This window comes from Leifsonia sp. NPDC056824, assembly GCF_042789575.1.
Lineage (GTDB): Bacteria > Actinomycetota > Actinomycetes > Actinomycetales > Microbacteriaceae > Leifsonia.
Genome location: NZ_JBHUAV010000001.1, coordinates 312,665 through 326,897, shown reverse-complemented (window position 1 = coordinate 326,897; position 14,233 = coordinate 312,665). Strand labels below are relative to the sequence as shown.

Below are 14,233 nucleotides of genomic sequence, written 5' to 3'. Positions count from 1 at the left end.
CGAAACAGCTACGAAAGAAACGAGTGTCGACGATGACCACCGTCGCTCCATCCCCCACGCGTACCCGGACACCGGTGCGCGCGGCCTTCGCCGGATTCCTCGGCTCGGCCGTCGAGTATTACGACTTCTTCATCTTCGGGTCGGCCGCCGCCCTGATCTTCCCGCACATCTTCTTCCCCGACGCCGACACCACCGCGCGCGTGATGTCGTTCGCGACCTTCGGCTTCGCCTACGTGGCGCGTCCGGTGGGCGCGGTGGTCCTCGGCCACTTCGGCGACCGGATCGGCCGCAGGAAGGTGCTGGTCTTCACGCTCGCGCTGATGGGGTTCTCCACGTTCGCCATCGGCTGCCTGCCGACCTTCGAGACCGTCGGCTGGCTCGCCCCCGTGCTGCTGGTGCTCTGCCGGCTGCTCCAGGGGCTGTCCGCCGCGGGGGAGCAGGCCGGGGCGAGCTCCATGACGCTGGAGCACGCGCCGGACGCCCGGCGCGCGTTCTTCACCTCGTGGACGCTGACCGGAACGCAGGGCGGCCAGGTGCTCGCGGCCATCGCGTTCATCCCGATCATGGCGCTGCCGGAGGACGTGCTCTACTCCGTGGGCTGGCGCATCCCGTTCTGGCTGTCGGCCGTGGTGGTCGTCGTCGCGTTCGTCGTTCGCCGGTCGCTGCCGGAGTCGCCGGAGTTCGTCAGCGCGGCCGAGGGCGGCGAGATCGAGAAGCTGCCGCTGGTCGGGCTGCTCCGCTCGCACTGGCGGGACGTGCTGCGCGTGGTGTTCCTCGCGATGATCGCCGCGGTGTCGACGGTGTTCGGCAACCTGGCGATCGCCTACGGGACGGACGCCGGCCTGGACGCGTCGGTGACGCTCTGGCTGGTCGTGGTGGCGAACATCGTCGCGCTCGCCACGCAGCCGCTGTTCGGGATGCTCGCCGACCGGATCGGCCGCAAGCCCGTGTTCATCTACGGCGCGCTCGCGAGCGCGGTGCTGATGCCGTTCTACCTGCGCTCGATGTCCGGCTCGGAGGTCTGGGTCACCTTCCTGCTGGCGGTTGCGGTGTTCTCCTGCGGGTACGCGGCGGCGAACGCGGTCTGGCCGTCGTTCTACAACGAGATGTTCCCGCGCGAGGTGCGTTTCTCCGGCGTCGCGATCGGCACCCAGCTCGGCTTCCTGATGGCGGGCTTCGCGCCCTCCATCGTCACGGCGATGGGAGGCACCGGGCCGGACGGCTGGATCGTCATCTCGGTCTTCACCGCGGTGATCGCCGTGGTCGTGACGCTCGCGGCGCTGACGGCACGGGAGACCGCGCGGACCCCCACCGCCGACCTCGGCCGCCGCTGACCCTCCACCGAAACGTGAGTCGTTGCGGAAATCACCCCGGGGATTTCCGCGACTACTCACGTTTCGGGGGCGTTAGGGTGGGGGGATGTCTGGGGATGGGGAGAGTGCTGTCAGGGGACTGAGCGAGCGCGTGGAGGCGCCGCCGACGTACCGGCCACGGCATCCGCTGGTCGCCGAGTGGCGGCCGATCGCGGACGGCGACGTGGACGCGGCGCTCGCCGTACTGCGCGCGAGCGACGCGGTCGATCACCCGAACTATCTCACCACGCGCGAGGAGCTGACGGACGAGCTGGCCTTCAGCTTCGTCGACGTCGAACGGGACACCCTCGTGGCCGTCGGCCACGACGGCGCGATCCTGGCGGTCGGCTCGGTGCTGGAGCCGCCGCGGCAGATCTCACTGGTGCGCGAGTTCATGAACGGCGCCGTCCATCCCGAGCACAGAGGGAAGGGCATCGGCCGCGAGCTGCTCGCCTGGCAGCGGGCGCGCGGCGAGCAGAACCTCGCCGCGATCGACGCGGCGCTGCCGGGCTGGCTGGTGGGCTATGCCGACCGGCGCGCGCCCGATCGGGAGCGGCTGCTGGCGGCTGCGGGCTTCACCGCGGTCCGCTGGTTCCACACGATGGAGCGCGACCTGGCCGAGCCCATCCCGGAGGTGACACCGACCGAGGCCGTGCGGATCGTTCCCTACACGAGCGACCTCGCCGACGCCGTCCACGCGGCGCGGGACGAGGCCTTCCTGGACCACTGGGGGAGCCAGCCGCTGAGCGACGAGCAGTGGGGGTCGCTGATCGGCGGGACGTTCGCTCCGGAGGTGTCCTTCGTGGCGCTGGCCCCGACCTCGACAGGAGCTGACGAGGTGGCCGGCGTGGTCCTGAGCGACGTGAACGAGGACGATTGGCCGGGCCAGGGCTTCTCCGGCCCCTACATCTCGACGGTCGCGGTCACCCGGGCGCACCGCGGCCGCCGCATCGCGCCGGCGCTGCTCGGAGCGGTGCTCGCCGCGAGCGCGCGCCGCGGCTGGCAGAAGGCCGTGCTCGACGTGGACGCCGCCAGCCCGACCGGCGCCGACAGCCTCTACACGGGGATGGGGTTCGTCACGACGTTCGGCGAGACCGCGCTCGTCCGTGAGTACTGAGCGGTTTCCCTAGAATCGAGGGATGACCGACGAGGCGACCCGATTCCGGCTCGACATCGCCTACCAGGGCACCGACTTCAACGGCTGGGGCCGGCAGCCGGGCCTGCGGACCGTGCAGGGCGCGCTGGAGGATGCACTCGCGACCATCTTCCGTCGCGCGGGCGATCCTCCCACGCTGACGGTCGCCGGCCGCACCGACGCCGGAGTCCATGCGCGCGCGCAGGTGGCGCACGTCGACCTCGGCCCCGAACAGGTGGCGATCCTGCGCAAACCGCACGGCAAGCGGCCTCCGCTCGACGCGCCCGACGCGCTGGCCCGGCGGCTCAACGGCATCCTCGGGCCGGTGGCGGACGCCGTGGTGCTCCGTGCGAGCGTGGCACCTCCCGGGTTCGACGCGCGCTTCTCCGCGCTCTGGCGGCGCTACGAGTACCGGGTCGCCGACCGTGCGTCGCTCCGCGATCCGCTGCAGCGGCACCGGACGGCCTGGGTCTCGGCGGACCTCGACGCCGACGCGATGGACCTGGCCGCGCACGGCCTGCTCGGCCTCCACGACTTTGCCAGCTACTGCAAGGCGCGGGAGGGCGCGACCACGATCCGCACGCTGCTCGACTTCGCCTGGACACGGGACGCGGACGGCGTGCTGGTGGGGGAGGTCGTGGCCGATGCGTTCTGCCACAGCATGGTCCGCGCGCTCGTCGGCGGGTGCGTCGCGGTGGGCGACGGGGATCTGACGCCAGGCGACCTGGTCGAGCTGCGGGACGGGCGCGCGCGCACCAACGCGTTCAAGGTGATGCCGGCGCGTGGGCTGACGCTGATGGAGGTCGGCTACCCGGAGGACGCGGAGCTCGCGCTGCGGGCGGAGCAGACGCGGGGCCTGCGGTCGCTCTGACCCACCGCAGCAAGGGAAACCGCCCCGGTTTGACCCCTTCCGGGCGTGTCGCGTAGTATTGACCCTTGGTGTCCGCGCCTCACTGCGGTGCGACACACGAACGTGAGCCCTCCACCGGCCCCGGTTCCCGTCTCATCGAGACGAGAACCCCCATCGGAGCGGGATTCACGAACTCCTCCGTTCGATACAGAAAGCAGCCACTACTGTGACGCGCACTTATTCCCCGAAGGCAGACGAGATCCAGCGCGACTGGGTCGTCATCGACGCGACCGATGTCGTGCTCGGCCGTCTCGCCAGCCACACCGCCGCCCTCCTGCGCGGCAAGCACAAGGCGACCTTCGCCCCCCACATGGACATGGGCGACTTCGTCATCATCGTGAACGCCGACAAGGTGGCCCTCACCGGCCAGAAGGCGGCTCAGAAGAAGGCCTACCGTCACTCGGGCTACCCGGGCGGCCTCAAGGCCACCACGTACTCGGAGCTCCTCGAGAAGAACCCGGTCCGCGCCGTCGAGAAGGCCGTCCGCGGCATGCTGCCGAAGACCTCCCTGGGCCGCGCCCAGCTCCGCAAGCTGAAGGTCTACACCGGAAGCGAGCACCCGCACGCCGCCCAGCAGCCGAAGCAGTACACGCTCGGCCAGGTCGCCCAGTAAGCGATCCAGACCTTCACGACTGACTTAAAGACAAAGGATTATCACCATCGTGGCGAAGATCGCAGACAGCATCGACTCGGCCCAGGTTGCCGAGAACGTCGAGTCCTACTCGACCGAGACCCCCGAGAGCGCGGCCCCGGCCGCGCCGCGTCCCGTCCTCTCCGTGCCCGGCGCAGCCGTCGGCCGCCGCAAGGAGGCCATCGCGCGTGCGCGCCTGGTCCCCGGCTCCGGCACCATCACGGTCAACGGGCGTGAATTCGCGGACTACTTCCCGAACAAGCTGCACCAGCAGCTCATCACCGACCCGTTCAAGATCCTCGACCTCATCGGTTCGTACGACGTCGTCGCCCGCATCACCGGCGGCGGCCCGTCGGGTCAGGCCGGCGCGCTGCGCCTCGCCATCGCCCGCGCGCTGAACGAGATCGACCGCGAGAACAACCGTCCGACCCTCAAGAAGGCCGGCTTCCTCACCCGTGACGCCCGCGTCACCGAGCGCAAGAAGGCCGGTCTCAAGAAGGCCCGCAAGGCGTCGCAGTTCTCCAAGCGTTGACGCTCCCGAGCGTTTAGGCTTCGGTCCATGCCCCGCCTTTTCGGAACCGACGGAGTCCGCGGACTCGCGAACGGTCCTCTCACCGCCGACTTGGCGCTCGGCCTCGCTCAGGCAGCTGCTGCTGTCCTGACGCGAGGCCGCAGCGCCGAGGCGCGGCGCGCCGCCGGCAAACGCCCGCGCGCGATCGTCGCCAGAGACCCCCGGGTCTCCGGCGAGTTCCTCTCGGCCGCCGTCTCGGCCGGCCTGGCCAGCTCGGGCATCGACGTCTACGACGCCGGTGTCATCCCGACGCCGGCCGCGGCCTTCCTGATCGCCGACTTCGACGCCGACTTCGGTGTGATGGTCTCGGCCTCGCACAACCCCGCCCCCGACAACGGGATCAAGATCTTCGCGCGCGGCGGCACCAAGCTCCCCGACATCGTCGAGGACCGCATCGAGCAGCACCTCGCGATGGAGAAGCTGACTCCGACCGGCGCCGAGGTCGGCCGCATCCGCCGCTTCGCGGACGCGGAGGACCGCTACGTCGTGCACCTGCTGGCGAGCCTCCCGCACCGGCTCGACGGCATCCACGTCGTGCTCGACTGCGCCAACGGCGCGGCCGCCGGCATCTCGCCCGAGGTGTTCACCGACGCGGGCGCCCGCGTGACCGTCATCGGCGACTCGCCCGACGGCATGAACATCAACGACGGCGTCGGCTCGACCCACCTCGACAACCTGGCGAAGGCCGTCCTCGCGGCCGGTGCGGATGTCGGCATCGCCCACGACGGCGACGCCGACCGCTGCCTCGCGATCGACGCCGACGGCAACGTCGTCGACGGGGATCAGATCATGGCGATCCTCGCGGTCGGCATGAAGGAGCGCGGCAAGCTCACCGACGACACGCTCGTCGCGACCGTGATGAGCAACCTCGGCCTCAAGATCGCCATGCGCGAGCACGGCATCCGGATCGTGGAGACCGCTGTCGGCGACCGCTACGTGCTCGAGGAGATGAACCAGAACGACTACGCCATCGGTGGCGAGCAGTCGGGGCACGTCATCATGCGCGAGTTCGCGACCACCGGCGACGGCATCCTCACCGGACTCCACATCCTCAGCGAGATGGCGCGTCAGCGCAAGCCGCTGTCCGAGCTGGCCAAGGTGATGACCGTGTACCCGCAGGTGATGGTCAACGTGAAGGGCGTGGACCATCACGCCGTCCACACCGACGAGCCGCTGCAGCTCGCCGTCCAGACCGCCGAGGCGGCGCTGGGCGAAACCGGCAGGGTGCTGCTGCGCCCGTCCGGCACAGAGCCGCTGGTGCGTGTCATGGTGGAGGCCGCCGACCAGCACACGGCCGAGCGGCTTGCGAACGAGCTGGCCGATGTCGTGCGGGAGCGGCTGGGCGTCTAGTCCGCGCGTGGCTCGCCGCGGATCAGTTCGCCGAGGATCAGTTCTCCGCGGCTTCCCTGGCCATCCGTGCGTTCTGCTCGCGCACGAAGTCGGACACGGAGAACGGCCGCGTGCGCTCCGGCAGGAGGGCGACGTCGGCCAGGCCCTCGAGCAGTGCGCCGGGCTCGGTCTCGAGCGTGACGGCGAGCTGCAACAGCGTCAGCAGCGTCGGGTTGCCCGCACCGCGCTCGACTTTGCCGTAGTTGGCGACGTCGACCTGGCTGAGGTTGGCCACCTCGTACTGCGAGAGGCCCAACTCGATGCGACGTGCGCGGAGGCGGCCGCCCAGGATGCGGGCTGCTTCGAAGCGCGGGGAAGACATGCGTCTACTCTGTTTTCCTGCGTGGTCTTTTCCCAGAGGATGAAAACTATACGCACTTATTCATAGTGCATATATACCTAGCTCCTGGCTGACGCCCAGCGCGAGTCGGGCCGTCAGAGCTTGCGGAGCAGCACCGAGCTGACCGTGTGGTCGGCGTCCTTGCGCAGCACCAGCTTGGCGCGCGACCGCGTGGGCCGGATGTTCTGAATCAGGTTGGGCTCGTTGATCGCCGTCCAGATCGACGCCGCTCGCGCTCTCGCCTGCTCCTCGGTGAGCTGCGCGTAGCGGTGGAAGTACGACTTGGGGTTGGCGAACGCGCCGCGCTGCAGCTTGAGGAAGCGCTCCTCGTACCAGTGCGCGATGTCGCGCGTCCTGGCGTCCACGTACACGCTGAAGTCGAAGAGGTCGCTCACGGCGAGCCGGTTGCCGCCTCCCGCGGGCTGGAGGACGTTGAGGCCCTCCACGATCAGCACGTCCGGTCGGCGCACCACGATCTCCGCGTCCGACACGATGTCGTAGCTGAGGTGCGAGTAGAAGGGTGCGCGCACCTCGGGCGCCCCGCTCTTCACCGCGCTGACGAACCGCAGCAGCGCCCGGCGGTCGTACGACTCCGGGAAGCCCTTGCGCTCCATCAGGCCGCGCCGCTCCAGCTCGGCGTTGGGAAGGAGGAAGCCGTCGGTGGTCACCAGCTCGACGCGCGGGGTGTCGTCCCAGCGGGAGAGCAGCTCGCGCATCAGGCGGGCGATGCTCGATTTGCCGACCGCCACGGAACCGGCGACGCCGATCACGAACGGCGTCGGCTGGGCGCGCTCGCCGAGGAAGTCGCTCGTGACGCGGTGCAGCTGCTTGGTACCGCCGACGTACAGGTTGAGGAGCCGGCTGAGGGGGAGGTAGACCTCCTCGACCTCCCGCAGGTCCAGCGGGTCGCCGAGGCCGCGCAGCTGCACGATCTCGGTCGCATTCAGCGGCAGCCGGGTGTTCTGGGCGAGCTCGGCCCAGTCCGAACGGCTCAGCTCCACGAAGGGGGTGCTGGACTCGCCGTTCGCCGTGGGTCCGCCGCGAGCGGCGCCGTTCTCAGCCATAGGAGAAAAGTCTAAGGTGCGCCCACGATAGACTCGGGTTCATGTGTGGAATCGTGGGGTACGTCGGTACCGACAAGAGCCTGGAGGTGCTGCTCGGTGGCCTGAAGCGCCTCGAGTATCGCGGCTACGACTCGGCCGGCGTCGCGGTCATCGACCCTGACGGCCACCTCGCGACGGCCAAGAAGGCCGGCAAGCTGGCCGTGCTCGCCGACGATCTCACCGCCAACCCGATCCCTAACGGCGGCACCGGCATCGGCCACACCCGCTGGGCGACGCACGGCGGCCCGACCGACCGCAACGCGCACCCGCATCTGGGCGACGACGGCCGGCTCGCCGTCATCCACAACGGCATCATCGAGAACTTCGCGACCCTCAAGGACGAGCTGCTCGCCGACGGCTTCTCGTTCGAGTCGGAGACCGACACCGAGGTCGCGGCCGTGCTCCTCGGCCGCGAGTACCGCGCCACCGGCGACCTGAGCGCGGCGTTCCAGCGCGTCGTGTCGCGGCTGGAGGGCGCGTTCACGCTGCTCGCCCTGCACCAGGACCAGCCGCACGTCGTCGTCGGCGCCCGCCGCAACTCCCCGCTGGTGATCGGCCTCGGCGAGGGCGAGAACTTCCTCGGCTCCGACGTCGCGGCGTTCGTGGAGCACACCCGCCGCGCGCTCGCGATCGGCCAGGACCAGATCGTCACGATCACCCCCGACTCCGTCACCGTCACCGACTTCGCCGGCGCACCGGTCGAGGTGGAGCCCTTCGAGGTCGCCTGGGACGCCTCCGCCGCCGAGAAGGGCGGCTGGTCGTCGTTCATGGCCAAGGAGATCGCCGAGGAGCCGGACGCCGTGGCGAACACGCTGCGCGGCCGCATCGTCGACGAGACCGTGCACATCCCCGAGCTCGACGCGATCGGCGACACCTTCCTCGAGGGCATCGACCGCATCACCATCGTCGCCTGCGGCACCGCCGCCTACGCCGGCCTGGTCGGCAGCTATGCCATCGAGAAGTGGGCGCGCGTCCCCGTCACGGTCGAGCTCAGCCACGAGTTCCGCTACCGCGAGCCGGTCCTCACCGCGGGCACGCTGGTCATCTCGATCAGCCAGTCCGGCGAGACGATGGACACGCTGATGGCGGTCAAGTACGCCCGCGAGGCCGGCGCCAAGGCGATCTCGGTCTGCAACACGCAGGGCGCGACCATCCCGCGCGAGTCCGACGCGGCGCTGTACACGCACGCCGGCCCGGAGGTCGCGGTCGCCTCGACCAAAGCGTTCGTCGCGCAGATCACCGCGCTCTACCTCTTCGGCCTCCACCTCGGCCGGGTGCGCGGCACGCTGTCCGCCGCCCAGCAGCGCGACGCGGTCGCCGAGCTCCAGGCCGTGCCGGAGAAGATCGCCACCGTGCTCGAGGCGCACGGGACGATCGCCCAGCTCGCGCACTGGATGTCGGACACCCGCTCCGTGCTGTTCCTCGGCCGTCACGTCGGCTACCCGATCGCGCTGGAGGGTGCGCTCAAGCTCAAGGAGCTCGCGTACATCCACGCGGAGGGGTTCGCCGCCGGTGAGCTCAAGCACGGCCCGATCGCGCTGATCGAGCCGGGCCAGCCCGTCTTCGTCGTGGTGCCGAGCCCGCGCTGGTCGGACGAGCTGCACAAGAAGGTCGTCTCCAACATCCAGGAGATCCGCGCCCGCGGCGCCCGCGTGATCGCGATCGCCGAGGCGGGGGACGCCGCCGTGCTGCCGTTCGCCGACGAGGTCATCCGCATCCCGCTGGCCGCGCCGCTGTTCGAGCCGCTGCTGTCGGTGGTCCCGCTGCAGATCTTCGCGATGGAGCTGTCGGCGGCCAAGGGCCTGGACGTGGACCAGCCGCGCAACCTGGCCAAGTCCGTCACCGTCGAGTAGGCCGCCGTGATCGCCGGCATCGGGATCGACGTCGTCGATCTGGCGCGCTTCGCCCGATCGCTCGAGCGCACCCCGAAGCTGCGCGAGCGCCTCTTCACGGAGGCCGAGCGCGGCCTGCCGATGCACTCCCTCGCCGCGCGCTTCGCCGCCAAAGAGGCGCTGATCAAGGCGCTCGGCGGCTCGGAGGGTGTGCGCTGGCACGACATGGAGATCGTGCCGGACGAAGAGAGGAACCCGGGTTTCGTGCTGCACAACGTCGTCGGACGCCAGGTCGCCGAGCGGGGCATCGCGCACATCCACGTCTCGATGTCGCACGACGCCGGGATCGCCACCGCCTTCGTCGTGCTGGAGCGCGACGCGTGAGCGGCGGGTTCCGGGAGGCCGTGATCGACCTGGACGCGGTGAGCGCGAACGTCGCACGCCTGCGCGAGATCGTGGGAACCGAGCATGTGATGGCGGTGGTCAAGGCGAACGCCTACGGGCACGGCGCGGTCGAGTGCGCCCGCGCTGCGCTCGCCGGCGGGGCGGACTGGCTGGGTGTCGCCGACATCTCCGAGGGGATCGCGCTGCGCGAGGCGGGCGTCGACGCCCCGGTCCTCGCGTGGCTGCACGACCCGGACGAGGACTTCGCGGCCGCCGTCGCCGCCGGCCTCGATGTGGGCATCTCGTCGCGTGCGCAGCTCGAGGCCGCTGCCGCCGCCGGCGCCCCCGGGCGCCCGGCGTCCGTGCAGCTCAAGCTGGAGACCGGGCTCAGCCGCAACGGCATCCCGGCGTCCGAGTGGGAGGCCGTCGTCGCGCGCGCTCACGAGCTCGAGGAGTCGGGCGCGATCGTGGTGCGCGGCCTGTTCAGCCACCTGTCGAACGCGTCGCCCGACGACGACCGCGCGGCGATCGCCAAGTTCACCTGGGGCGTCGAGCGCGCGGAGGCTGCTGGGCTGCGTCCGGAGCTCCGGCACATCGCCGCCAGCGCCGCCGCGCTCAGCCTCCCGGAGTCGCGGTTCAACCTGGTGCGGTTCGGGCTGGCGGTCTACGGGCTCAGCCCGTTCGGCGCCGCGTCGGCGGCCGAGCTGGGGCTGCGCCCGGCGATGACGCTGCGCGGCCGGGTCGCGGCGGTGCGCCGGGTGGCCGCCGGCACGGGCGTCTCCTACGACTACACCTACCGCACGGAGGCCGAGACCACGCTCGCGCTCGTCCCGCTCGGGTATGCCGAGGGCATCCCACGCCACGCGTCGGGCAGAGGACCGGTGTCCATCGCCGGGAAGCGCTATCGCATCTCCGGCCGGGTCGCGATGGACCAGTTCGTCGTGGACGTCGGCAATGCCGAGGTCGAGGTCGGCGACGAGGTCGTGCTGTTCGGCGATCCGGCGACGGGCGTGCCGGGCGCAGACGACTGGGCGGAGGCCGCTGACACGATCAACTACGAGATCGTCACGCGCCTGGGCGGCCGGCTGCGGCGCACCTACCGCGGGGGAGCGGCGTGAACGGTCGGCTCCTGATCGAGCGCACGGTCGACATCGGCGACGACATGCACGCGCTGGGGCTGGAGCTGGCCGGGATGCTGGTCGCCGGCGACCTCGTGGTGCTGACCGGCCCGCTCGGGGCCGGCAAGACGACGCTGACCCGCGGGATCGGCGAGGGCCTCGGCGTGCGCGGCCCGGTCACGAGCCCGACCTTCGTGCTGGCCCGCTCGCACCCGAGCCTGGTCGACGGTGCGCCGCTGGTCCACGTCGACGCGTACCGGCTCGGCAGCGCGGTGGAGCTGGACGACCTCGACATCGACTTCGCCGGCTCGGTGGTGGTCGTGGAGTGGGGCGGCGGGATGCTCGACGGCGTCGCCGAGTCGTGGCTGGAGGTCGACATCGTGCGGCCGACCGGCGGGGCCGGGGCTGCCGCCGACGGCGCGGGCGCCGACCTCGACGCCGACGAGCCGCGCACGATCACCGTCACCGGCTACGGCCCCCGCTGGGCCGCCTGACCCACCCTCCGAGGGGCACGCAAACGCCCCTAAAACGCGGTTTTAGGGGCGTTTACGTGCCCTTCGACGAAGTGTTGCGCGGGCGGTGACGTCAGCGCGCGCTCTGAAGCACGCCGACGTCGGCCAGGCCGTCCCCCATGGCCGTGGTCGGGACGTCGTACACCTGCACGTCGCGCTCCGGGAGCACGTAGGCCGGCCACCCCGGGTCGCCCGTGGCGATGAAGCGCACCGCCGCGCCGTGCACGTCGTCGGCGAGGGAGGCCGGCGGCTGCTCGCCCGCGATGTAGTCCACCCGCTCGCTGTCGAGGCAGTCGAAGAAGAACGGCACGTCGAGGCAGTGCACGGCCGCGCCGAAGGTCGGCGACGTCCACGCGAACCGGTAGATCCAGGCGGGGGCGCCGGCCGCTGCACGGGATTCTGCGATCGCGCGGGCGGGCGCCCGGAACATCGCGTCCGTGACGAACTGCCCGAGCGTCCCGGCGGTGTCGAGCCCGGGATGGCCGGCGACGTATGCGGCTGCCGCCTCCTCTGGGACGCCGACGGAGGCCAGCAGGCCAGCCGGGTCGGTCCCGGCCAGCGCGTCGCGCAGGTCGGCGACGGCCATGTTGAACTCGTTGTCGGTCGCGCCGAGCACCAGCGCCTTGTCCGCGCCGATCCCGTCCGCGATCGCCGCGCCGATGGGCGCCGGCACGAGGTCGCCGTCCACGACCGGGGCCCAGCGCAACGCCGACCCGGAGGCCAGTGCGCGCAGTGGGGCCAGCGGGTCGCTCGGCGCCTCCGGCGAGGTGACCGTGTCCTCCTCGGCCTGCAGCGCGAGGATGCGTTCCTCGGTCAGCGCGGACAGCCCGGCCCGGGTGGGCGGCACCCCCGCCGCGGCGGCGAGAGCGCGACCGTAGCGCTCCGCGTCCTCCAGTGCCACGCTCGCCGTGGTGCCGGAGATCGAGTAGACCCTCTGGAACAGGCTCGCCGCGCGCGGAACTGTCAGCAGGGTGAGCACCGCGCCGCCGCCGGCCGACTGGCCCGCGATCGTGACCGTCGCCGGGTCGCCGCCGAACGACGCGATGTTGTCGCGCACCCACTCCAGCGCCAGGACCCAGTCGAGCACGCCGCGGTTCGCCGGCGCGTCCTCGATCCAGCCGAAGCCGTCGAAGCCGAGCCGGTACGAGACGCTCACCGTCACGACCCCGTCGCGGTTGAAGGCGGCGCCGTCGTACCAGGGGCTGGCCGGCGACCCGGCGACGTAGCCGCCGCCGTGGATGTAGACCAGCACGGGCAGTTTCGCGTCGGCGTCGCCGGGGCGCGGCGTGAAGACGTCCACGTTGAGCGTCGACTCCCCGGGGTAGGACGGCTCGGGGATGAGGGTGATCTCCGCGAGCGCCTTGCGCTGCGGGGTCGCGCCGTGCTCGCCGGCGTCGAGCACGCCCTCCCACGGGCGGTGCGGGACCGGGGCGGCGAAGCGCAGGTCGCCCACCGGCGGCTCGGCGAACGGGATGCCGAGGAAGGCGGCCGAGCCGTCCCGCCACCGGCCGCGGACGCGGCCTCCCGTCGTGGTGACCTCGGGTCGGTCGAGGGTGCTGTCTGTCACGGGGTACTCCTTCTCAGCGGACGGACTTGATGGGGATGAGGACGAGGGCGGCGAGGGCGACGCAGACCATCGCGAACACGAACAGGGCCGGGTACCCGCCGACCGCGCCGATCAGCACGGCCGCGATGGCGGGGCTGAGCGCCTGCGGGATGTTGGTCGCGACGTTGAGGATACCGAGGTCCTTCGCGGCAGCGACGCCGCCGCCGGGCAGCACCTCGGTCATCAGGGCGGTGTCGCAGGCCATGTAGAGGCCGAAGCCGAAGCCGTTGATCGCCGACATCAGCAGCATCCCGGTGAGGGTGGGCATCAGCAGCGGCATCGCCAGGCCGACGATCATCAGCACGGAGGCGAGGTAGATGAAGGCCTTGCGGCGCCCGAGCCTGTCGCTCAGCCAGCCGGCGAGGGCGACCGAGACGACGGTGGTGGCGAGCGACGCGAGGCTGATCACGCCGATCTGGGCGTTCGCCTGCGTCAGCGACATCCCGATGTAGTCGGTCAGGATGAAGAGCTGGTAGCTGAAGGCGACGAAGTAGCCGAGGGTGAACAGGAACCGTGCCGCGAACGCCCAGGCGAAGTCCGGGTGCTTGCGCGGGTTGATCCAGAAGCCGGCGAAGAACGCCTTCCAGCGGAACGGCGGCAGCTCGATGCTCTTACTGGAGTAGTCGCGGTTGAGCAGCACGAAGCCGAGCGTGACCAGGAGCACGACGATCCCGAAGGCCGAGTACGCGAGGCCGACGTTCGCCGCGAGGATGCCCGCCACGATGACGCCGATGGTGCTGCCGGCCATCGTGCCGATCCCGACCATCGCGGAGGCCACGCCGCGACGGCTGCGCGGGAAGCGGTCGGGCGTGATGGCGCTGAGCGGTCCCTGCATCGCATTGAGCGCCACCTGGATGACAACCCAGAACACGGTGATCCAGAGGATGGACTGCAGCGAGCCGAGCCCGATCAGGAACGCGGCGGCGACGGCGGTGCCGATCACCATCCACGGTGCGCGGCGCCCCATCCGCGAGCGCGTGCGGTCGCTGAACGCGCCCACGATGGGCTGTGCGAACAGCGTGAACACGAAGGAGGTCGTGGTCACGATGGCGAGGTTGGCCACCTTGTGAGCGGGGTCGATGTTCGTGACCTGGTTGGGCAGCAGTACGGCGATCAGGCCGGAGTAGGTCGCGAAGAGCACCAGGGAGGTGATCGCGAGCGAGGGGAGCAGGCCGCGGCGGGCGAGCGGGCTGACGGTCCCTGCAGTGTCCGCCGCGTCGGGGTCGGTCGGCGCGGCCGTTGTTGCAGAGAGGGGCGCTGGATCGGGGGAGCTCGATGACATCGTCGTCACGGTCGGTCCTTTCGAGGGTGTGATTACCCGCGTAAGCATGACGCATCCACGCGATTAAT

14 protein-coding genes are annotated in these 14,233 nt (G+C 71.0%); 10 read left to right on the top strand and 4 right to left on the bottom strand.

The window, feature by feature from the left end:
• Positions 1-32: 32 nt before the first annotated feature.
• The 6 genes from ACFRFH_RS01660 to glmM all read left to right on the top strand — a co-directional run bounded on the left by ACFRFH_RS01660 (position 33) and on the right by glmM (position 5,949).
• On the top strand, positions 33-1,334 hold the full coding sequence (locus ACFRFH_RS01660) for an MFS transporter (protein WP_382461286.1): 1,302 nt from the start codon (positions 33-35) through the stop codon (positions 1,332-1,334).
• Between the two features lie 85 nt (positions 1,335-1,419).
• Positions 1,420-2,469, top strand: a complete 1,050-nt coding sequence (locus tag ACFRFH_RS01655; protein ID WP_382461285.1) for a GNAT family N-acetyltransferase — start codon at positions 1,420-1,422, stop codon at positions 2,467-2,469.
• 22 nt (positions 2,470-2,491) lie between these two features.
• Entirely contained in the window at positions 2,492-3,358 is an 867-nt protein-coding gene (locus ACFRFH_RS01650; protein ID WP_382461284.1) for a tRNA pseudouridine synthase A, read from the top strand.
• Positions 3,359-3,563: 205 nt separating this feature from the next.
• A complete protein-coding gene (gene rplM / locus ACFRFH_RS01645) occupies positions 3,564-4,010 on the top strand; it encodes a 50S ribosomal protein L13 (RefSeq protein WP_345834068.1) in 447 nt (148 codons plus the stop codon).
• A gap of 49 nt (positions 4,011-4,059) precedes the next feature.
• Positions 4,060-4,560, top strand: coding sequence for a 30S ribosomal protein S9 (rpsI, locus tag ACFRFH_RS01640; RefSeq protein ID WP_382461283.1), 501 nt, complete (start codon positions 4,060-4,062; stop codon positions 4,558-4,560).
• Positions 4,561-4,587: 27 nt separating this feature from the next.
• Positions 4,588-5,949: a phosphoglucosamine mutase gene (glmM, locus tag ACFRFH_RS01635; protein ID WP_382461282.1), complete on the top strand. Its 1,362-nt coding sequence runs from the start codon at positions 4,588-4,590 to the stop codon at positions 5,947-5,949.
• 37 nt (positions 5,950-5,986) lie between these two features.
• Here glmM and ACFRFH_RS01630 read toward each other — a convergent pair whose 3' ends face one another.
• Positions 5,987-6,310: a helix-turn-helix domain-containing protein gene (locus tag ACFRFH_RS01630; RefSeq protein WP_382461281.1), complete on the bottom strand. Its 324-nt coding sequence runs from the start codon at positions 6,308-6,310 to the stop codon at positions 5,987-5,989.
• Positions 6,311-6,423: 113 nt separating this feature from the next.
• Entirely contained in the window at positions 6,424-7,392 is a 969-nt protein-coding gene (coaA, locus tag ACFRFH_RS01625) for a type I pantothenate kinase (protein ID WP_382461280.1), read from the bottom strand.
• Between the two features lie 41 nt (positions 7,393-7,433).
• Between coaA and glmS the strand changes: the two genes are divergently transcribed.
• From glmS to tsaE, 4 genes are read left to right on the top strand one after another with little or no spacing between them, the layout of a single operon-like run.
• Positions 7,434-9,284, top strand: a complete 1,851-nt coding sequence (gene glmS, locus ACFRFH_RS01620) for a glutamine--fructose-6-phosphate transaminase (isomerizing) (protein ID WP_382461279.1) — start codon at positions 7,434-7,436, stop codon at positions 9,282-9,284.
• Between the two features lie 6 nt (positions 9,285-9,290).
• Positions 9,291-9,647 carry a holo-ACP synthase gene (locus ACFRFH_RS01615; protein WP_382461278.1) on the top strand — a complete coding sequence of 119 codons (357 nt, stop codon included), beginning with the start codon at positions 9,291-9,293 and terminating at the stop codon, positions 9,645-9,647.
• The gene (gene alr, locus ACFRFH_RS01610; RefSeq protein ID WP_382461277.1) at positions 9,644-10,765 is read left to right on the top strand and encodes an alanine racemase; all 1,122 of its coding nucleotides are present in this window, start codon (positions 9,644-9,646) and stop codon (positions 10,763-10,765) included. The genes ACFRFH_RS01615 and alr overlap by 4 nt, the downstream gene beginning before the upstream one ends.
• Positions 10,766-10,809: 44 nt before the next feature.
• Positions 10,810-11,259, top strand: coding sequence for a tRNA (adenosine(37)-N6)-threonylcarbamoyltransferase complex ATPase subunit type 1 TsaE (gene tsaE, locus ACFRFH_RS01605; protein WP_382462718.1), 450 nt, complete (start codon positions 10,810-10,812; stop codon positions 11,257-11,259).
• Between the two features lie 91 nt (positions 11,260-11,350).
• Here tsaE and ACFRFH_RS01600 read toward each other — a convergent pair whose 3' ends face one another.
• Complete coding sequence (locus ACFRFH_RS01600; RefSeq protein WP_382461276.1) at positions 11,351-12,844, bottom strand: carboxylesterase/lipase family protein; 1,494 nt, start codon at positions 12,842-12,844, stop codon at positions 11,351-11,353.
• 13 nt (positions 12,845-12,857) lie between these two features.
• A complete protein-coding gene (locus tag ACFRFH_RS01595) occupies positions 12,858-14,165 on the bottom strand; it encodes an MFS transporter (RefSeq protein WP_382462717.1) in 1,308 nt (435 codons plus the stop codon).
• Between the last annotated feature and the right edge of the window lie 68 nt (positions 14,166-14,233).

Coding starts and splice junctions, on each gene's coding strand:
- ACFRFH_RS01660 (WP_382461286.1), top strand. CDS start 33: ATGACCACCGTCGCTCCATCCCCCACGCGTACCCGGACACCGGTGCGC.
- ACFRFH_RS01650 (WP_382461284.1), top strand. CDS start 2,492: ATGACCGACGAGGCGACCCGATTCCGGCTCGACATCGCCTACCAGGGC.
- coaA (WP_382461280.1), bottom strand. CDS start 7,392: ATGGCTGAGAACGGCGCCGCTCGCGGCGGACCCACGGCGAACGGCGAG.
- ACFRFH_RS01630 (WP_382461281.1), bottom strand. CDS start 6,310: ATGTCTTCCCCGCGCTTCGAAGCAGCCCGCATCCTGGGCGGCCGCCTC.
- ACFRFH_RS01595 (WP_382462717.1), bottom strand. CDS start 14,165: ATGTCATCGAGCTCCCCCGATCCAGCGCCCCTCTCTGCAACAACGGCC.
- tsaE (WP_382462718.1), top strand. CDS start 10,810: ATGCACGCGCTGGGGCTGGAGCTGGCCGGGATGCTGGTCGCCGGCGAC.
- glmS (WP_382461279.1), top strand. CDS start 7,434: ATGTGTGGAATCGTGGGGTACGTCGGTACCGACAAGAGCCTGGAGGTG.
- ACFRFH_RS01655 (WP_382461285.1), top strand. CDS start 1,420: ATGTCTGGGGATGGGGAGAGTGCTGTCAGGGGACTGAGCGAGCGCGTG.
- glmM (WP_382461282.1), top strand. CDS start 4,588: ATGCCCCGCCTTTTCGGAACCGACGGAGTCCGCGGACTCGCGAACGGT.